The sequence below is a fragment of the Mycetocola tolaasinivorans genome (genome assembly GCF_003667565.1).
GTDB classification, from domain to species: domain Bacteria; phylum Actinomycetota; class Actinomycetes; order Actinomycetales; family Microbacteriaceae; genus Mycetocola; species Mycetocola tolaasinivorans.
On sequence record NZ_RCUX01000009.1, the window covers coordinates 120,653 to 139,284 of the forward strand.

The following is an 18,632-nucleotide window of genomic DNA, read 5'->3' on the forward strand; positions in this document are numbered from 1 at the left end:
GACCTAGTCGATGTTCGGGAAGGTTGCCGGGTCCGGCAGGTGATCTATCACGCTGGTAGTGGTCACCGAGCTGAAGAGCACGGTTCCGGCCGGAGCATAGAGCAGGGGCATATCCTCTAGGAGTACATCTCGCGAACCGATCACCCGTCCGTTTGCGGGGTCAACGATCAGTTCCTCCCGAGACTTTCCCCCCGAACCGGCGTCTACCCGGGAGAATGCAACACCGGCCTGACCGGCGATCTCCACACCGGTTTCCTGCACCTCGACCCCGGGGATCCGGGCGAGGACTCGGAACAGAGCCGCCCGCAGGTCTGCGGGAACCGCAGGTTCCCGTACGAGATCATTAACACCCACCCACATCGCCTGTTCGTGTGATCCCGAACCCTCAACGGACTCGTCGAAATAGCGGTACAGAGCGTCGGGATCGCGCGAATATCCGGAAAAGTCAGCGGCCGAGGGCGCGGGATACACACCTCCGCCAAGCGTTGCGGTAAACACCCCGTGGGTTACCGAACCGGGTTCCGTCATACGCTGATATCTCCCTTCAGCGTCGGCACGTGCCTCGGGTCCACCGTGAAAATCAGTCGGTGGTAGCTCGGTTCGGACGATCATCCAGTCCCCACCGCGATCGGCCGGGATGTAGAACACCGACTTGCTGCCCTGGATCCAGTGTCCCTCATCGGTGACAATATCCGAAGGGCGCTGATAGTTAAACCCCTCCTGAACGATTTTCAGGAATTGGCCGGGCCCCACCACGAGATCGGTGCTCAAAATGGCAGCCTCGGCAGCGCGTTCGAGCACCTGTGCGGCGCGAGCCTCCACGCCCTGCTGACCGGGGGTGAACACCACATCGGCGGCAACGAGGCCAGTCACGGCGAGGGCCGCGGCCACACCCCAGACCAGCGGGCGACGCGGGCTCAGCACTCGGCCCTGTGCCGGCGCCACAGCGGGCTTGGGAATGGTGCGCTCAGCAGTGGTGCGCTCGGTGATGCGCGCATGCATGCGGTTGATACGGTCGGGCGATGGTCCGAGGTGTGAGTTCACGAGTTTTCCCCAATCGGGCTGAGACGAAGACGAAGTTTCTGGCGCAACCGCGACAGGCGGTTACGGACAACACCGGTGGTGGTACCGAGTGCACGGGCGGCCGCATCGTAGCTGATGCCCTCATCGAGACACAGGTGATAGAGCATCTGGTCAATGCCCGAAAGCTCCTCAACCGCAGCCTGAATCTCGGTCGCAAGCGCGGCATCCAGAGCCTCCTGCTCGGCGGAGGGCACCGCCGGGTGGGTGCGCTCATCGAGGCTTTCGGCGAACCGGGCGCGGGCAGCGCCGCGTGACCGAATGCGGTTGAGTCCCAGATTCCTGCAGGCCACGAGAAGCCAGGGCAGCACGGAGGTGTCGACGACGCGAATGGTGGTGCGTTTACCCCAGGCGAGGACGAAGACGTCCTGGGTGAGTTCCTCTGCGTCCTGCTCGGAACCGAGCATGCGCCAGGCATACCGATAGACGGCGCTCCCATGCGTGCGATATATCCGATCAAATGCGGATCTATCGCCAGCACGGAGGGCGTCTACGGGGTCGGGCGGGCCGTGGGTATGACCCGCGGCAGGCGCGGTGTCAAGCACGCTGGTGTCCGTCATAGGATTTCCCCCTCCCGCGGATACTTCTTGTGTGTGCGTTCATACCCCGTAGTGTCCAAACCCCACGGATCGTCTCACACTAAACACCACACCGCCGCATCCGTGGCGGATACGGCGGTGTGGTGTTGTACGGAACTAGACGCGGGCGGCCACCAGGGCGGCGGTGAGCTCCTCGATCTTGATCGGGGTACGCTCGCCGGTGCGGCGGTCCCACAGCTCGGCCTCGCCGTCGGCAACGCCGCGGCCGAAGATCACGATGGTGGGAACACCCAGCAGTTCGGCGTCTCCGAACTTCACACCCGGGGAGACCTTGGGACGGTCGTCGAAGAGCACGTCGAAGCCGTGCTTTTCGAGGTCGGCCACGGCGGTTTCTGCGGCGTCGAAGACGGCCGAGTCCTTCCCGGTGGCGATGATGTGCAGGTCGAACGGTGCGATCTCCGGGGTCCAGGCGAGGCCCTTGTCGTCGGAGTTCAGCTCGGCCAGCAGGGCCAGCGCACGGGTCACACCGATGCCGTAGGAGCCCATGGTGACGGTCACGAGCTTGCCGTTTTCATCCAGCACCCTGAGGCCCAGGGCCTCCGCGTACTTGCGTCCGAGCTGGAAGACGTGGCCGATCTCGACACCGCGAGCCAGCTCGACCGGGCCGGAGCCGTCGGGTGCGGGGTCACCGGCGAGAACCTGGGCGGCCTCGATGGTGCCGTCGGCGGTGAAGTCGCGGCCGGCCACCAGGCCAAACACGTGCTTTCCGGCCTCGTTGGCACCGGTGATCCAGCTGGTGCCGGACACCACGCGGGGGTCGAGCAGGTAGCGGATCTTGGTGGCGGACTCCTCACCGAGCACGGCGCCGGCGGGCGACCACGGGCCGATGTAGCCCTTGACCAGGCCCGGGTTCTTGACGAAGTCCTCGGCCTCGGCCGGGTCAACATCGGCGGGGGCCACGGCCACCTCGACGCGCTTGAGGTCAACATCGCGGTCGCCGGGCAGACCCACCACGAGCAGCTCGGTCGAGCCGTCGAGGTTGGTGAGCTTCAGCACGACGTTCTTCAGGGTGTCGGCGGCGGTCCACTCGCGGCCATCGGCGCGGGGGTGGTCGGCGTTGGCGGCGGCCACGAGCTTGTCGATGGTCTCGCTGTCCGGGGTATCAAACACCTCAGCGGCGGACTGACCCTCGATCGCGATCTCGGCGGGCACCTCGGTGACGTAGGCCTCAACGTTGGCGGCGTAACCGCCGGCGGAGCGCACGAAGGTGTCCTCACCGATGACGGTCGGGTGCAGGAACTCCTCGGAGCGTGAGCCACCCATCGCGCCGGCGTCGGCCTGCACGATGACGTATTCGAGACCCAGACGGGTAAAGATGCGCTCATAGGCGTCACGCTGCACCTGGTAGCTGGCCTCGAGGCCGGCGTCGGTGTGGTCGAACGAGTAGGCGTCCTTCATGGTGAACTCGCGGCCGCGCAGCAGACCGGCGCGGGGCCGTGCCTCATCGCGGTACTTGTCCTGAATCTGGTACAGGGTGACCGGGAGGTCCTTGTACGAGCCGTAGAGGTCCTTCACCAGAGCGGTGAAGGCTTCCTCATGGGTCGGGGCAAGGAGCATATCGGTGCCCTTGCGGTCCTGCAGACGGAAGAGGTTGTCGCCGTACTCTTCCCAGCGGCCGGTGGCCTCATACAGCTCGCGCGGCAGCAGCGCGGGGAAGTGCACCTCGTGGGCACCGGCGGCGGCCATCTCCTCGCGGACGATCGCCTCGACCTTCGCCTTAACCTTGAGGCCCAGTGGCAGCCAGGCGAAGATACCCGGAGCCTGGCGTCGGATGTATCCGGCGCGCACCAGCAGTCGATGGCTCTTCACCTCCGCATCGGAGGGGTCTTCACGGAGCGTACGAAGGAAATAGTTTGAAAGTCGCGTAACCACGTTCCCATGCTAGCGCCCCGGGGTGCGCTCAGCGAGCAATAGTCCTTTAAGGTTTCTTGCGGAGATGGTGCAGGCAGTTTTCTAACCGCTGCGCCTCAAATTCCAAGCGACGATTAGTGCATTGTGAAGCATCATCGGACGCCTGACATTGATAGTGATCGAGTTTGAACGACGGAATTTGAAGTTAGTACGCGCGTATCCATCGGCGTTTTCAATACGATTTCCTATAGCTCCAATCTCATAGAGCTGTTCCAAGAGCAGAATCGTGTCGCTCTCACTTACCCCGTGATCAATTTCTCGTTGCAAGCCGTGCAATGAAAAAACGGCGTTATCCAGGCTCGATAGTCCAGCCATAAAGGAACGCACTATTTTCGGACGATCTGGAGTTTTCTTAAGAATTCCATGCAGATTATTCAGTATCTCCCCAACAAAGTACTGCTCCGAGTATTTTCGAACGGCCTGAACAACAGCAGATTCCGTTGCCTGGGCAGAACCAGGATGCTCCTTCTGTACTTCTTTCATCAGTGCGATCAAATCTCGAGGTAACAACCTAGTGTTAGAGAGTAGATACTCTGGCACTGTATTGTAAGGTCCTTGTCCAATGTCAGTACTCAGATATGTAGCAACGACGCTTTTGACCTCTGGATTGTCGACTTGGATTTTCTTGTCAACCAACGCCCAGAGGTCATTTGTGGCGTCAAATCCCGATGCGCTCCAGTCAAGATATATACATCTGCTCTTCAGTTTGTTTGAATCGGTACTTTCGATATTCTCAAAAAGTTCGGTTCTTACTGCTGCAATGACATTAGTTCTTCTTGATTCCGAGTGGACTGTTCGATTTACGTTTTCAATTGCATGAATCAGTCCTGCGAGTGATCCGTTATTGTCATCCGCCTCAAGGAAAAACGAGTCTAAGCCGTCTACTGCAACAACGTGTCTGCTCGTTGTGGATACGTTTTTGAGGATGTCGTAAATCACGGCGAGCAAATCCATTATCTGCACTCGTTCTTTTCGTCCCACCACTGCCTTCAAGAACCCAAAATTGAACTCGAGATCAAAGCCAGTGGATGCCCATTTAGTCACTTTACGATTAAGATCAGGTGAGATCAGCCCCGCGCGCTCAAACTCACGGCACATGTTATCGAATGCGCTGTTGAACTCCTTCCCATTGTCACGATTGATCGACTCGATCAGTTTCAACAAAAGGACGAATTCCCACGCCGATTGAATACGCATTGAGGATCCGACGGATTGGCCAGTCTGTATGTTCGACACATCCGCGACTGGAAAATTCTTGAGGTCCAGACCAACAAAAAACTGGTTGTGCGAGCCTTCCCATTTCAGCCTTAGATGCTCAAAAACGGAACTCTTTCCTGCCCCCTTTGAACCAAGTAAGTACCAAGTCTTACCCGTAGAAATATGGTAGGCCGCTTCTTTGAAATCTAGATACCCTCGTATAACCATATTTCTGTCGTTAACTGCTTCGTCTGCAGCGGCGAGTTCTCCGAACGCTAGGTTTCGCATGGGGGGCGGTTTAGAAGGCATGATGTCGAGATTACTGATTTCACGCAGCTTTCTGCATCACCCAAACGAGCGACAAATTTTGACCCATTATGGAGTTCAGTGCTCTGGCATGACTCCAAGATTCTCCAACTTGAATGATTCTAGGCTGTCGATGACGATGCTTCTGGGTTCATATCCACGCGGACAAGCTCGCTCAGAACAGTTCAGGAATAGTCATGAATGAGGCTTAGAAACGCTGTCGTCTCGCCGCTATTCTTTGAGAAGAGTTATCTAGAGCTGTCCGCAATAAGACTCGTCTAGGCGGCTCATGGCTCCCTCGAAACAAGTTCCTAAGCGTCGACTATTCGTGCGGACGGGTGTACTCCTCATACATCCGGCGCAGCGTCATTCGGTTGACCTCGTCCGCGGTGATCTCGTGATCGGGTTCGGGTCTCCCCTCCATGAGGAACTCCATCCATTCCTGCCCCGTACGCGCGGGCTCACGCCGTGCTTGTTCCATGGTTCTCCCTTCGCCCCGTCTACCGAGCGAGACGGGCGCCTCCCCTGAGCCTATGCACACTGGCAGAACAAGATCCGAAATAGGGTCGCAAGTGTCCTACAACGTCCGCGACTGGTTGGACTCGCCCCAGAATCGGAAAACCCGCGCCCTCCGAGGAGAGCGCGGGTTTCGCGATGAGACGAGGGGTTAGCCCTTGGGGCCCACCATGACCTGCACGTTACCGGTGCCGCCACCCTCGGCCACCGGCATAGCGGCGGCGAGGCGGTTGGCCTCCTCGATCAGTGTCGGAACGATGAGGGCCTCGGGCACGGTCTTGATGACCTCACCCTTGACGAAGATCTGACCCTTGCCGTTACCGGAGGCCACACCGAGGTCGGCCTCGCGAGCCTCACCGGGGCCGTTCACGACGCAGCCCATCACGGCCACGCGCAGCGGAACGCTCATGTCCTTGAGGCCCTCGGTAACCTGCTCGGCGAGGGTGTAGACGTCCACCTGGGCGCGGCCACAGCTCGGGCAGGACACGATCTCGAGCTTGCGCTCACGCAGGTTCAGAGACTGCAGGATCTGCAGACCCACCTTGACCTCCTCGGCCGGCGGGGCCGACAGCGAGACGCGGATGGTGTCGCCGATGCCCTCGCCCAGCAGGATGCCAAACGCGGTCGCGGACTTGATGGTGCCCTGGAAGGCGGGGCCAGCCTCGGTCACACCGAGGTGCAGCGGCCAGTCTCCCCGCTCGGCGAGCAGACGGTAGGCCTTCACCATAACGATCGGGTCGTTGTGCTTGACCGAAATCTTGAAGTCGTGGAAGTCGTGCTCCTCGAAGAGGCTGGCCTCCCACACGGCCGACTCCACGAGCGCCTCGGGGGTGGCCTTGCCATACTTCTGCAGCAGGCGCGGGTCGAGCGATCCGGCGTTCACACCGATGCGCAGCGACACCCCGGCGGCCTTGGCACGGCGAGCGATCTCGCCCACCTGGTCGTCGAACTTCCGGATGTTGCCCGGGTTCACGCGAACCGCGGCACAACCGGCATCGATGGCCTGGTAGACGTAGTTCGGCTGGAAGTGAATGTCCGCGATGACCGGGATCTGCGATTTCATCGCGATGATCGGCAGCGCAGCGGCGTCGTCCCGGCTCGGCACGGCAACCCGCACGATGTCGCATCCGCTCGCGGTGAGCTCGGCGATCTGCTGCAGGGTTGCGTTGATGTTGGTCGTTGGGGTTGTGGTCATCGACTGGACGCTCACCTGAGCGTCACCGCCCACGAGGACCTTACCGACCTTGATCTGCCGCGACTTTCGTCGGGGAGCGAGGGTTTCGGGGACCTTGGGAAGACCTAGATTAATTGCAGCCACGTCGTTATCTTACGCCCTCGCACCCGCTAAATTCCCCGGTGGCACTCAGGTTGGGGGCGGTTGTGCTCGCTCAGCGCGAACGCCACCCGAACACCATCCGAATCAGAAGCGAACGGGGTTTACCAGGTCGGCAAAAACGAGCAGCACTGTCATGATGCCGAAGAACCCGGCGACCAGCAGCGTCAGCGGCATCATCTTTGCCGCGTCCACCGGGCCGGGATCCGGCCGGCCGAAGAGCTTTGCGAGGCGACGACGCAGGCCCTCCCAGAGGGCTGCGGCCACGTGCCCGCCGTCCAGCGGCATCAGCGGAATCAGGTTGAACGCGAACAGCGCGACGTTCAGCGATCCCAGCAGGTTGAACACAAACGCCGCCTTATTGGCATCGCTCACACCCTCGTTGGAGACCACCTCACCGGCGATGCGGCCCACGCCGACCACGCTGAGCGGGCCGTTCGGGTCGCGCTCACCTCCGCCAAACGCGGCCACGGCCACGTCGTAGAGGCGCTGGGGCAGGTGAATGATGGTGTTCGCGACGGCACCGATGTTGTTCCCGATCAGCGGGAACACGTCGCCGAAGGAGCCCTGCACCGTTTCGGTGCCCGGGCCGATACCCACAAAGCCCACCTCCTCGGTTTCGAGCTTCCCATCGGCGTCCTTCACCGGACGGTTCTGGGCATCCAGCACGTAGCGCTTGGTCAGCAGCGGGGTCAGCTTCAGGGTTTCGTCCTCCCCCGCGCGCTCGACCACGAGGTCGAGCGTCTTCCCGGGAGAAACACGGATGATCTCGGTTGCCTGAGCCCAGGAGGTGATGGCGGTGCCACCCAGCGAAATGAGCTTGTCGCCGGGCTTGAGGCCGGCTTCGGCACCGGGCGAGGGGGCCGAATCCGGGCCACAGTCGGTGGCGGTACTGCCCGCGGGCACAACGCAGGCGTTCACCGTCTGTACGGTGGTCGAGGACTGCGGCAGGCCAAAGCCCATCACCACGATCGACATGAACAGCACCGCGAGGAACAGGTTCATCAGCGGCCCGCCCAGCATGATGATGATCCGCTTCCACACCGGCAGACGATAGAACGCGCGGTGGTCCTCGCCCTCGCCGATGGTCTCGGCGCTGGACTCCCGGGCATCCTGAACCAGCTGGCCGAAGAAGCGGCGCTGGGTCGGTTCGGTGCCCGCATCCGCGGGCGATTCGGCGTCCGCGGCGAGCGCAGCACCGGCGTCGTGGACGGCAGCGGTCTCGGTTTCGGCCGCCCCGTGTCCGCGCAGCGCCGCCGGGCGCTCATCCGACAGGGTCTGGAGAAAACCGGTGCTCGAATCGCGCACCTGGCCGTCTTTTCCGGGTGGGAACATTCCGATCATCGAGATGTATCCGCCGAGCGGCAGCATTTTTACGCCGTACTCGGTCTCGCCCTTTTTCCGGGACCACACGGTCTTGCCGAAGCCCACCATGTACTGGGTGACCTTCACGCCGAAGAGCTTCGCGGGCACGAGGTGTCCGACCTCGTGGAGTCCGATCGAGATCGCGAGACCGATCAGGATCACCACGATGCCGAGGATATAGAGCAAGACCGTAATCACGTCCCTACCCTACCCCTCACCCGCCTGGGAAAACCCGGGTGATCCGCTGGCCATTTCTTATGCGTCGACTCTGGTCTGCCCCGGCAATCGTGAGACGATAGGGGGGTGAGACCCCAACAGCGCCTGACCCTGCCCCTCGCCGATATCCTCAGCGAGATCGTGCCCCTCCTCCCCGGCGAACCCGGCCTCGACGCACTCGACCCGGCGCTGAGCGCCCGCGGTGTGAGCATGTCAGCCGCTGAGGTAGAGCCCGGAGATCTGTTCCTCGGCGTGCCCGGCGCGCGGTTCCACGGTGCCGCATTCGCCGAGCAGGCCCGCGCAAACGGCGCGGTTGCGATCCTCACCGATGCCGCCGGTGCCGCTCTCATTCGTGAAAATGGCGTGGACCTACCGCTGCTGGTCAGCACGGTCTCCCCGCGTGAGTTCGCCGGCAAGCTCGCGAGTCGCGTCTACGGCACCGCGGATCTGCACGCCCTCACCCTCGGTATCACCGGCACCAACGGCAAGACCTCCACCGCGCACTTCCTCGACGCCATCATGCGTCAGCTGGGCCTGATCACCGGCCTCAGCTCCACCGCCGAGCGTCGCATCGGCGATCAGGCCGTGATCAGCCATCTCACCACCCCCGAGGCCCCCGAGGTGCACGCACTCCTCGGCACCATGATCGAGGCCGGCGTGGACGCCGCGATCATCGAGGTCAGCGCGCACGCCCTCACCCGCCACCGCATCGACGGCGTCTCGTTCGACGTGGTGGGGTTCACCAACCTCAGCCACGACCACCTCGACGACTACGGCACCATGGACAACTACCTGGCCGCCAAGCAGGAGCTGTTCACCCCCGAGTATGCGCGTCGCGCCGTGGTGTGCCTCGATACCCCCGCGGGTCTCACCGTGCGCGATCAGGCCACCGTCCCCGTCACAACCATCGGCACCACCGGCGTCCTTACCCCGGGCATCGTGGCCGATTGGATGGTCACCATCGAGAACGAAAACCCACGCTTCACCGAGTTCCGGGTGGATCACCCCGCACTCGGTGCCCTGCGCACGCGGATTCCGCTGATCGGCGCGCACATGGCCTCCAACGCCGGCCTCGCAATCGCGATGCTCGCCGAGGCGGGGCTCTCCCTCGCGACCATCGGCAGTGCCCTCGCGGCCGACGGCCAGATCGACGCGCACCTTCCCGGCCGTCTGGTGCGGGTATCCGGTGAGAGCGGCCCCACCGTGTTTGTGGACTCCGGCCATACCCCCGACGCCATCGAGAAGTCGCTGCACGCCGTGCGCCAGGTCACCGCGGGCAAGGTCATTATGATTTCCGGTGCCGATGGCGAACGTGATCCGAGCAAGCGCGAAGACATGGGTGCCGCGGCCGCCGCGGGCAGCGACCTCCTCATCATCACCGACCATCACAGCCGACGGGAAAACCCGGGCGAGATCCGCGCCGCGCTCATCGCCGGTGCCCGCACCCGCACCACCGCCGATCACATCCTCGAGGTTGCGACACCGGAGAAGGCAATTCGCGCCGCGATCGAGCGTGCGGGTGCCACCGACACCATCCTGTGGTGCGGTCTCGCCTCCCAGGACTACCGAGATGTCGACGGCGTCGAGCGCCCCTTCGACGTGGCCGAGGAGTCACGGCGCGCGCTGCGTGAGCACGGTTACGACGCCTAGGTTCCGCAGCCGTCTACGCAGAGGGGCCGCTCACATCCATTCGGATATGAGCGGCCCCTCTGCGTAGACGGAACTAACCGGCGATGAGCGCGTCCGCGGTTTCCCGCGCCCAGCGCTCGGCCTCGGCGAGAGACTCCAGAGTCAAAACATCCTCGGCCTCGTGCTTTTCCACCACGGCACGCACGGTGTCGATGATGCCGAGGTAGTCGAGCGCGCCCGCGTGGAATGCCAGCACCGCCTGTTCGTTGGCCGCGTTGTATACGGCCGGGTAGCTGGATCCCGCACGGCCCACGGTCTTCGCGAGCTCGACGGCCGGGAAGGCCGCGTTGTCGAGCGGCTCGAAGGTCCAGGTCTGGGCGGTGGTCCAGTCAAGCGGTGCGCCGACGCCGGCCACCCGGTTCGGCCAGTCCAGGCCGAGCGAGATGGGCAGACGCATATCCGGCGGTGAGGCCTGTGCGAGGGTCGAACCGTCGATAAATTCCACCATCGAGTGCACGATCGACTGCGGGTGTACCGCCACGTCGATACGGTCGTATGGCACGCCAAACAGCAGGTGCGCCTCGATAACCTCGAGACCCTTGTTCACCAGGGTCGAAGAGTTGGTGGTGACCATCAGGCCCATGTCCCAGGTGGGGTGAGCCAGCGCCTCGGCCGGGGTAACCCCGGCCAGCGACTCCCGGGTGCGCCCGCGGAACGGGCCACCGGAGGCGGTCAGCACCAGGCGACGCACCTCGTGAGCGGCACCGCCGCGTAGGGCCTGCGCAATGGCCGAGTGCTCGGAATCCACCGGCACGATCTGGCCGGGGGCCGCGAGATCGTTGACGAGGTCTCCCCCGACGATCAGCGACTCCTTGTTCGCCAGGGCGAGGGTGCGTCCGGCGCGCAGCGCGGCGAGAGTCGGTCCGAGACCGATCGAGCCGGTGATGCCGTTCAGCACCACGTCTGCCTCAACCTCCCGGATCAGGTCCTCGGCCGCGGCCACGCCGAGCCCGGTGTGCTCGACACCGAACTCGGCGGCCTGGGCATCCAGGGTGTCCCGATCCGTACCGGCGATGAGCCCCACGACCTCGAAGCGATCACGGTTGGCCCGGATCACGTCGAGGGCCTGGGTGCCAATCGAACCGGTGGAACCCAGAATGATGACCTTGCGCACGAACTAGTCCTTTGCGATGTCGATCACGAACACGATCGTGTCCGTGCCCTTGATACCGGCCTGCGGGTTTCCACCCGCGCCATAGCCCTCCTCGGGCGGCAGGATCGCGAGGATCTTCGAACCCTTGGTCTGGCCAACCAGGGCCTTGGTGAAGCCGGGCACGAAGCGGTTTGCCGGGTTGTCCTTGATCACGCTATCGAAGGGCTGGAAGCTCTTCCCGGTGTTCCAGTTGATGCCCTCGGTCTGCAGGGTCGGGGAATCGGTCTCGGCGATCTCCGCACCGTCACCCTTTTCGAGAACCTCGATCACGAGCTTCTTCGGCGGGTTGGTGTCGGGCAGGGTCACCTTGGGTGCTCCACCGCCGGCGGGGAACTCAACCTTGGGTGCGTCCTTGTAGTCGCCCTTGAGCTGACGGTCTTTCTCGACCGAGATGATGTCGGCGATCAGCAGCACGCTGTCGTCCTTGCCGATCTTGAGCTGCTCGTTACCGGCGTCACCGAAGAGGTCCTTCGGGGTGGACAGCACGGCCACGCGGGAACCCACGGTGTGGCAGCCCACGGCGGCAATGAGCGACTCCACCTGGGTGCTCTTGTCAACCTGGAGCGAGTTGCTGCCCTGGCCGTCGTACTGAGCCATGAAGGCGACCTCGTTGGTGGTCGCGTTGTAGAGCGAGATGTCGACAACCGCGGTGTCCTTCGGGCGGACCTTCTCGCCCTTACCCTGAACGATCACCCGCGACTGCGAGGAATCCACCTTGGTGCCCTTGGCGATCTCGATCTTCGGTTCCTTTCCGAAGTTGTCGCTGATCTTTGCCGAGTCAAGCTGCTTACCCGTCGGGAACGCCACACACCCCTCTTCGAACTTATTGGCGGAGTCGTCGGTGCTCGAGCAGCCGACCAGAAGGACGGATACCGCGGCAAGAAGGGCAAGGCTGGAACGGATTTTCACTCGGATAACTTTCTCTGCGATCAACGGGCATGTGAACATGCCACCGCGTACCAGTTTGCACGACGAACCTGGGTTCCGCACGGCGATCAACGAAAATGTGTGGTTTCCGCCGCGCCGAGAACATAACCGCACGGGCATGCTGACCCGAGTACCCTCAATCTAATGACCGAGAACTCGCCCACCGAACAGCTTCAGCGCCCGGGTTTTGTGTACCACCTGGGGCGGGCAATCATGTTTCCGCTCGCGAAGCTGGTGTACCGGGTAAAGATCGAGGGGCGCAAGAACGTGCCGCTGGAGGGTCCCGTGATCCTCGCGAGCAACCACCTCTCCTTCATCGACAGCATCGTCATCCCCGTGCTGGCGCCGCGCCGCGTGCAGTTCCTCGCGAAGTCGGCATACTTCGAGGGCACCGGCATCAAGGGCTGGTTCTCGAAGATGTTCTTCACCTCCATCGGTGCCGTCGGCGTGCGCCGCGGTGCCGGCCAGGCCGCACAGGAGGCCCTGGATCAGGGCCGCCAGATCCTCGAGGGCGGCAATGCGTTTGCCGTCTACCCCGAGGGCACCCGCTCGCTGGATGGACGCCTGTATAAGGGACGCACCGGCGTCGCCTGGCTCGCTCTCACCACGGGCGCAAAGGTTGTTCCGGTTGGTCTCATCGGCACCAACAAGATGATGCCGGTTGGCGCGAAGGTGCCGCGCTTTGAGAAGGTCACGATTCGCTATGGCGAGCCGATCGATGTGAGCGGACACGGGCCGGCCACGAGTGGTCGTGCGCGCCGAATCGCCACGGACGAGATCATGGCCGCTATTCACGCGCTCAGCGAGCAGGAGCTTGCCAATGAGTACAACGAGTCGCCGCCCGCGGACGTTATCGAGAAGGTTAAGCGCGCCGTCTGGCGTCGCGAGCGCTTCTAGATCGCTCCGGCCACCCGGATTACCGGCTCGTGGCGCACCGGGAAGTTCACCGAGTTGGCGATAAAGCAGAGCTGATTCGCGCGCGCGTGCGCCGCATAGGCGGCATCCACCATCTCCGCATCGGCCACGGTCACGATCGGGCGCAGCACCACCTCGGTGAAGGCTCCCCCACCGCGGCCATCCTCATGCATCGTGCCGCGCGCATCATCCGTATACGCGGTGACCACGACCCCTACGGTGACGGCGACGTGCAGGTAGCTCAGCAGGTGGCACTCGGCGAGGGCGGTGAGCAGATGATCCTCCGGGTTCCAGCGTTCCGGATTTCCACGGAAGGGACGATCCGAGGAGCCCAGCACCTCGGGTTTTCCCTCAATGTTGACCGTAATGTCGCGATCATAGGCGCGATAGTCGGAGGTTCCGGTACCGCGATTTCCGGTCCAGGTGAGGTGTGCGCGGTAGGAGTGTTCACCGATCATGCTGTCATTCTGGCACGGTTCGAACGGGATGCTCGGCTTTCGCGGTGTCATGGGGACGAGTTTGGGGCTTGCCCGGTAGGCTGAATTGGTGACTACCTCCGACGCCGCCTCCCCCGTACGTGCCGAAACCTTTAGCGCCGCGCGCGCCGTCGAGCTCGCGCAGGTGGTGAGAAGCGGTTTTGTTGAGTCTCGCCACGCGGGCTCGGCCATCGTGCTCAACCAGCACGCCGAGGTGGTGCGCTCGATCGGCGATCCGAACGCCCCGATCTTCCCCCGATCCACGCTCAAGCCCTTCCAGGCCATTGCGATGATGAACTCCGGTGTGGGCCTGCGCTCCGCCGCCGCCGCGCTGGCCACCGCAAGCCACGCGGGTACCCAGCGTCAGATTCAGGTGGTGCGCAGCATGATCGCGCAGGCCGGACTGACCGAGGCCGCCCTGCAGTGCCCGCCGGCGCTGCCGCGTGACAACGCGACCCGCACGGAGCTGCTGCGCGACAACGTCGAACCGGCACCGATCTACATGGAGTGCTCGGGTAAGCACGCCGCCATGCTGCTCGCCTGCGCCCAGAACGGCTGGCCGGTGGAGAGCTATCTCGATCCGCAGCACCCGGTGCAGCAGCAGGTGCGCGACGTCATCGAACGATTCTGTGGTGAGCGTCCGGTGGCCACCGGTGTTGACGGCTGCGGCGCCCCGGTGTTTGCGATCTCCCTCGCCGGTCTGGCTCGAGGCTACGCGCGTATCCGCACCTCGTCCTCGTCTTCGCCGTTCGCCCTGTACCGCAATGCGGGTATCCTCGTCGACGCCGTGCTCGCCGATGCCTGGGGTATCGATGGGCCCGGCCGCCCGGACACCATCATTGCCGACCGCCACGGGGCCTTTGCGAAGACCGGCGCCGAGGGCGTCATGGTAATTTCGGCTCCGGATGGCACCACCGCCGCCGTCAAGGTACTGGATGGCAGCCCCCGCGCCGCCGCTCTCGTGGCGCTCACCCTGCTCGCCGACGCGGGCGCGCTCGACCCCACCGACGTTGCGGAAACCCTCACGCGCCTTCCGCTGCACCTCTCCGGCGGCGGGGCCGTCGTCGGCGACATCCGGGTATCTCCACTGCTCGCACGCCCGTAGCGGGGCACACAGCCCGTCAGCGCTGGCGCTGGCGCTGAGGCCAGTGCTGGCGAAAAACTACTCGGCCGCGGCGGGTTCTTCGAGCTCGTCGAAGACGATTGCGGAGATGTTGTCTCTTCCGCCGTTGCCAAGCGCCGCGGTAAACATTGCCAGCAGGGCATCGGCCGGGGTTTCCGAGGTTTCCAGGAAGTGCTGGATGCCGTAGTCGGTGAGCTCCTTGGTGAGGCCGTCCGAGCAGACGACCCAGCGCGCCCCGGGGGCGGTACGAACGGTGACGTAGTCGGGGATGGGATCGTCGTTGAGCCCGACTGCGCGCGTAATCACGTTGCCGTGCGGGTGGGTCTCGGCCTCCTCGGGGCTGATCGCGCCGGCCGAGAGCAGTTCCTGCACGATCGAGTGATCCACGGTGATCTGATCGAGGCGACCGTCGAGCAGTCGATAGACGCGAGAGTCGCCAATGTTGAGCACCGACCACTGGCTGTCCGCGGCACCGGCTCCGGCGTAGACGACACCGGTGATGGTGGTGCCGGTCCCGAGCTCCGACGGCCCCACGGCCTCGGCCATCTGGCGGACGGCGGCACGCAGTGCGTTCTCCAGGTTGTCTCGGCTGACGGTGGCACCGCTATCGAGCAGCGCCGCGAGGTTTTCGACGACGGCGGCCGATGCGACCTCGCCGGCCTCGTGCCCACCCATACCATCAGCCACGACAAACAGCGGGAAGCGGGCGATCAGGGCGTCCTGATTGACCTCGCGCTTGCGTCCGGTATCGGTGGCACTGGCCCAGCGAATGATGAGTTCGTTGGCATCCGGACGGGGCACACGATACGAGCCGCTGTGCACGTCAAGCTCGCTCACGTGGTTTCCTTTCGGCCAACTGTCATTCACTACCGGCGACACACTGACACCGAGTCTTGTTCCCCGCCCGTTGAGTCTAGCGAGGATCACGCCCGCCGCGCGACTCGGGTCGGTGTTCGACTCAGCGAACGGCCGATGGTGCCTGGCGCCCGCTCACGCCTGCGCGCTCAGACCTCCGCGGCCCTCTGCGCCCGTCGGGGCGTCGCGTGTGGTGCGCGTAGGTCGTGGCGTTTCGTGTGGCCGCGCGGGCGTCCGGGCGAGTCGGTGCACGGCGCTTTCGGTCGGTGCCGCCAAATAGTGCCCCCAGTGCGTGGGCGTTACCACCAGCGCGTCACGGACGCCGAAGCCCGCAATTTCGGCGTGGCTGAGGAGCTCGTGCATGAACGCGCGCCAGGGCAGGGCTTCGGCCAATCTGAGCCGGCCAATTCCGCGATCGGTATAGATCACCGGCAGAATCTGGTCGGCGTCTGGGATCCGGCAGAAGTGGCCCATCATCGTGCAGGCTCGATCTCGCAGGGCTCGATCCGGCAGCCCGCGCGGCGGCGAACCGGCGATCGAAGCACCGCCGTGGATCTCCGAGAGCAGAACCTCGTGGGTGCAGGCAAAGGGGGCGACCGAGACGAGGCCATCCACCAGCTCGGCCGCGCTATCGGGTACCGCCGGAGTTGCCAGTTGCGGTGTGGGGAGCGCGAATCGCAGCAGCCCGGATGTGCGCCCACCGCGGAATGCCACCAGGAGGACGCAGCGACGCGGGGCGAAGCCGAGGAGCCGGGGAAGCACGCGCAGAAAATCCTGCGGTGTGTGTGCATGATAGTTTTCCATGCCTCCAGCCTGACCCCGGGCTCACGCCCCGCGTCAAAAAAGCCGCAACCTGTGCAAAAGGTTTCCTCATCCGCCGCTTGTTGAAAACTGGCGGCGATGGGAAGAGCTAGGCCGCGGTGAAGGCCGCCACGTAGGCGTCAATCTCCGCCAGGTAAGCGTCACGGCGGCCCGGGGTTAGCCAGGAAGCCTCGAACGAGTTACGGGCGATCTGGGCCAGGTCCGCGATGTCGAGTTCGGCCTGCTCGGCGAGTGCCACGTAGTTGTCGGCAATATAACCGCCGAAGTATGCGGGGTCGTCGCTGTTCACGGAGATCTTGAGGCCGCGGCGCAGCAGCGAGACGATCTCCTCGGCCTTCATCTGCTCGGTCACAAACGAGTTCGAGATCGGGCAGGTGGTGAAACCCAGCCCGCGGGCCTTCGCCGCCTCCACAAGGTCGTCGTTCTCCACAATGTTGGTACCGTGGTCGATGCGATCCACCTGGATGTCCTCGATGACCTGGCGGATGTTCTCGATCGAACCCTCCTGGTCGATGTCGCAGTGCATGGTCAGCAGGAAGCCCTCGGCCTTGGCCCGGGCGAACACGGCGGCAAACTTCGACGGCGGGTTGCCACGCTCATCGGAGTCCAGGCCCAGACCGATGATCCAGTCCTTATAGGGCAGCGCCTCCATCAGGGTCGCCATCGCAAACTCCGCGGAGAAGTCACGCAGGATGCAGAGAATCAGCTCTCCCTCGATGCCAAACTCGGCACGGGCCTCGACGATCGCCCGGCGGTAACCACCAATGACGTTGGCGAAGGGAACCCCGCGCGAGGTGTGGGCCTGCGGGTCGAAGAACATCTCGGCGTGACGGGTGCCCTGGCTCGCGGCCTTCTTCAGGTACGCGTAGGCGAGGTCACGGAAGTCATCGGCAGTCTGTAGTACACCCATCGCCGGGTAGTAGACCTGCAGGAACGAGGTGAGATCGTGGAAGTTGTAGGTGGCGCGCACCTCATCCACGGTCTTCTCGGTCAGCTCAATGCCGTTACGCGCGGCGAGTTCAAACTTGAGTTCGGGTTCGAGGGTTCCCTCGAGGTGCAGGTGCAGCTCGGCCTTGGGCAGGCCGTGAGCGAAGGCGACAAGATCGGTCATGGGGGCAGACTCCTGGGTGTGGGGGTGTGCGTCGGGGATCCGGGACGCGAGGGGAATCGGCGTCCGGGACGCACCCACAAGTCTATTCCCCGGTATATGCCACGGAACAGGACCCTGCACGTCCTACCGCAGCTCCTCGAAACGAATCTGGTGATCGGCCAGCGAGGCGGTGAAACCGCGGGCGGTGGCCCATTCCACGAACTGCGCGGCATTGCGGCAGCCGGGGCGATCGGCCAGGAGCGCGGATACCAGCAGCCCCTTGGTCTTCTTATTGAAGTGATTGAGGGCGTTGCCCGGCTCGCTCTGCCCGGGGGCAGGGGCCGCGACAACGCGCAGATAGGCGTTGTTCTTTCCCACGGGAAGTGGGGAAAGGGCCGAATAGGCCTCCGAACGGAGGTCCAAGATAAAGCCGTGCAGCGTCGTGAGAGCCTCGGCACCGGGGATCGCCCAGCGCTTCTTGAGGGTGATCGGCGGCACCTTACCGGTCGCGGAGAGCCGATAGTTGGGCAGCGGATCCATGGCCCCCACGGGGCCAAATGGTGCCGACTGAATCAGCACGTGCTGCGCCGCCCACTTTCGCTCGGCCACGGTGAGCGTCTCGGCCGAGATCGGGTCAAACAGGACACCGGTGTAGCGTTCGAGCGCCGGCAGTCGCGGGGCGGTCTCCAGCGCGGTGTTGAGCGCCACCTCCCCCGCCAGCCGGGCACCCAGTTTGAGCGCCGAAGCAGCGACCACCGGATCCGCACACAGCAGCTCCAGATCGGCCACCAGCTCCTGCCGGACGGCACTCAGCTCGGGGAAGCGCAGACCCGAATACAGGTCGTCGTTAAACGACACCGCCCCCGGTTCATCCTGCCGCTTGGTCTCCGAAGGAGGCAGCAGAATAAACACGGGGGCGGGTCGTAGGGGTAAAGCGGGCGAACTAGCCGACGAGCGAGGCAGCGCCGGCGACGATGCTCACGGAGTTGTGCTCAACCGAGAGGAATCCACCGTCCGCCTGAGCAACGATCTTCTCGCCGTTTTCGAGGGTGATCCGAA

17 protein-coding genes are annotated in these 18,632 nt (G+C 63.9%); 3 read left to right on the forward strand and 14 right to left on the reverse strand.

Annotated features, from left to right (window positions below; translation table 11 throughout):
• Positions 1-3: 3 nt before the first annotated feature.
• From D9V32_RS12250 to D9V32_RS12270, 7 genes are all read right to left on the reverse strand, one after another.
• A complete protein-coding gene (locus D9V32_RS12250; RefSeq protein WP_183086304.1) occupies positions 4-1,002 on the reverse strand; it encodes a CU044_5270 family protein in 999 nt (332 codons plus the stop codon).
• A 38-nt stretch (positions 1,003-1,040) separates the two neighbouring features.
• Positions 1,041-1,640 carry an RNA polymerase sigma factor gene (locus D9V32_RS12255; RefSeq protein ID WP_121649205.1) on the reverse strand — a complete coding sequence of 200 codons (600 nt, stop codon included), beginning with the start codon at positions 1,638-1,640 and terminating at the stop codon, positions 1,041-1,043.
• A 135-nt stretch (positions 1,641-1,775) separates the two neighbouring features.
• Entirely contained in the window at positions 1,776-3,551 is a 1,776-nt protein-coding gene (locus D9V32_RS12260) for a proline--tRNA ligase (RefSeq protein WP_121649206.1), read from the reverse strand.
• 81 nt (positions 3,552-3,632) lie between these two features.
• Positions 3,633-5,096, reverse strand: a complete 1,464-nt coding sequence (locus tag D9V32_RS16085) for a P-loop ATPase, Sll1717 family (RefSeq protein ID WP_147440472.1) — start codon at positions 5,094-5,096, stop codon at positions 3,633-3,635.
• A 319-nt stretch (positions 5,097-5,415) separates the two neighbouring features.
• Complete coding sequence (locus D9V32_RS16270; RefSeq protein WP_183086305.1) at positions 5,416-5,574, reverse strand: hypothetical protein; 159 nt, start codon at positions 5,572-5,574, stop codon at positions 5,416-5,418.
• Positions 5,575-5,760: 186 nt separating this feature from the next.
• The gene (gene ispG, locus D9V32_RS12265) at positions 5,761-6,927 is read right to left on the reverse strand and encodes a flavodoxin-dependent (E)-4-hydroxy-3-methylbut-2-enyl-diphosphate synthase (RefSeq protein WP_121649207.1); all 1,167 of its coding nucleotides are present in this window, start codon (positions 6,925-6,927) and stop codon (positions 5,761-5,763) included.
• 102 nt (positions 6,928-7,029) lie between these two features.
• Positions 7,030-8,505 carry a M50 family metallopeptidase gene (locus tag D9V32_RS12270; RefSeq protein WP_121649208.1) on the reverse strand — a complete coding sequence of 492 codons (1,476 nt, stop codon included), beginning with the start codon at positions 8,503-8,505 and terminating at the stop codon, positions 7,030-7,032.
• A 105-nt stretch (positions 8,506-8,610) separates the two neighbouring features.
• On the opposite strand from D9V32_RS12270, the gene D9V32_RS12275 reads away from it, so the two are divergent.
• Complete coding sequence (locus D9V32_RS12275) at positions 8,611-10,173, forward strand: Mur ligase family protein (RefSeq protein WP_121649209.1); 1,563 nt, start codon at positions 8,611-8,613, stop codon at positions 10,171-10,173.
• 73 nt (positions 10,174-10,246) lie between these two features.
• Here the strand turns inward: D9V32_RS12275 and dxr are convergent, their stop codons facing one another.
• Positions 10,247-11,326, reverse strand: a complete 1,080-nt coding sequence (gene dxr / locus D9V32_RS12280; RefSeq protein WP_121649210.1) for a 1-deoxy-D-xylulose-5-phosphate reductoisomerase — start codon at positions 11,324-11,326, stop codon at positions 10,247-10,249.
• Positions 11,327-11,329: 3 nt separating this feature from the next.
• Positions 11,330-12,274, reverse strand: a complete 945-nt coding sequence (locus tag D9V32_RS12285) for an FKBP-type peptidyl-prolyl cis-trans isomerase (RefSeq protein ID WP_183086306.1) — start codon at positions 12,272-12,274, stop codon at positions 11,330-11,332.
• Between the two features lie 162 nt (positions 12,275-12,436).
• On the opposite strand from D9V32_RS12285, the gene D9V32_RS12290 reads away from it, so the two are divergent.
• Positions 12,437-13,189: a lysophospholipid acyltransferase family protein gene (locus tag D9V32_RS12290; protein WP_121649212.1), complete on the forward strand. Its 753-nt coding sequence runs from the start codon at positions 12,437-12,439 to the stop codon at positions 13,187-13,189.
• Here D9V32_RS12290 and D9V32_RS12295 read toward each other — a convergent pair.
• On the reverse strand, positions 13,186-13,665 hold the full coding sequence (locus D9V32_RS12295) for an OsmC family protein (protein WP_121649213.1): 480 nt from the start codon (positions 13,663-13,665) through the stop codon (positions 13,186-13,188). The two genes, D9V32_RS12290 and D9V32_RS12295, sit on opposite strands and share 4 nt — an antisense overlap.
• An 88-nt stretch (positions 13,666-13,753) precedes the next feature.
• Between D9V32_RS12295 and D9V32_RS12300 the strand changes: the two genes are divergently transcribed.
• Positions 13,754-14,788, forward strand: a complete 1,035-nt coding sequence (locus tag D9V32_RS12300; protein WP_121649214.1) for an asparaginase — start codon at positions 13,754-13,756, stop codon at positions 14,786-14,788.
• 57 nt (positions 14,789-14,845) lie between these two features.
• On the opposite strand, the gene D9V32_RS12305 is transcribed toward D9V32_RS12300, so the two are convergent.
• The 4 genes from D9V32_RS12305 to yaaA form a co-directional block, all read right to left on the reverse strand.
• Positions 14,846-15,643, reverse strand: coding sequence for a PP2C family protein-serine/threonine phosphatase (locus D9V32_RS12305; protein WP_245982306.1), 798 nt, complete (start codon positions 15,641-15,643; stop codon positions 14,846-14,848).
• Positions 15,644-15,796: 153 nt separating this feature from the next.
• Positions 15,797-16,465, reverse strand: a complete 669-nt coding sequence (locus D9V32_RS12310) for a DUF4192 family protein (RefSeq protein ID WP_121649215.1) — start codon at positions 16,463-16,465, stop codon at positions 15,797-15,799.
• A 106-nt stretch (positions 16,466-16,571) separates the two neighbouring features.
• A complete protein-coding gene (gene add, locus D9V32_RS12315; RefSeq protein ID WP_121649216.1) occupies positions 16,572-17,594 on the reverse strand; it encodes an adenosine deaminase in 1,023 nt (340 codons plus the stop codon).
• 123 nt (positions 17,595-17,717) lie between these two features.
• Positions 17,718-18,485 (reverse strand): peroxide stress protein YaaA, encoded by a 768-nt coding sequence (gene yaaA, locus D9V32_RS12320; protein ID WP_121649217.1) that lies wholly within the window; start codon positions 18,483-18,485, stop codon positions 17,718-17,720.
• Between the last annotated feature and the right edge of the window lie 147 nt (positions 18,486-18,632).

Bases quoted from the DNA above. Each gene is read 5' to 3' on its own strand.
- D9V32_RS12250 (WP_183086304.1), bottom strand. From the start codon at position 1,002: ATGCATGCGCGCATCACCGAGCGCACCACTGCTGAGCGCACCATTCCC.
- D9V32_RS12255 (WP_121649205.1), bottom strand. From the start codon at position 1,640: ATGACGGACACCAGCGTGCTTGACACCGCGCCTGCCGCGGGTCATACC.
- D9V32_RS16085 (WP_147440472.1), bottom strand. From the start codon at position 5,096: ATGCCTTCTAAACCGCCCCCCATGCGAAACCTAGCGTTCGGAGAACTC.
- D9V32_RS16270 (WP_183086305.1), bottom strand. From the start codon at position 5,574: ATGGAACAAGCACGGCGTGAGCCCGCGCGTACGGGGCAGGAATGGATG.
- D9V32_RS12290 (WP_121649212.1), top strand. From the start codon at position 12,437: ATGACCGAGAACTCGCCCACCGAACAGCTTCAGCGCCCGGGTTTTGTG.
- D9V32_RS12295 (WP_121649213.1), bottom strand. From the start codon at position 13,665: ATGATCGGTGAACACTCCTACCGCGCACACCTCACCTGGACCGGAAAT.
- D9V32_RS12310 (WP_121649215.1), bottom strand. From the start codon at position 16,465: ATGGAAAACTATCATGCACACACACCGCAGGATTTTCTGCGCGTGCTT.
- add (WP_121649216.1), bottom strand. From the start codon at position 17,594: ATGACCGATCTTGTCGCCTTCGCTCACGGCCTGCCCAAGGCCGAGCTG.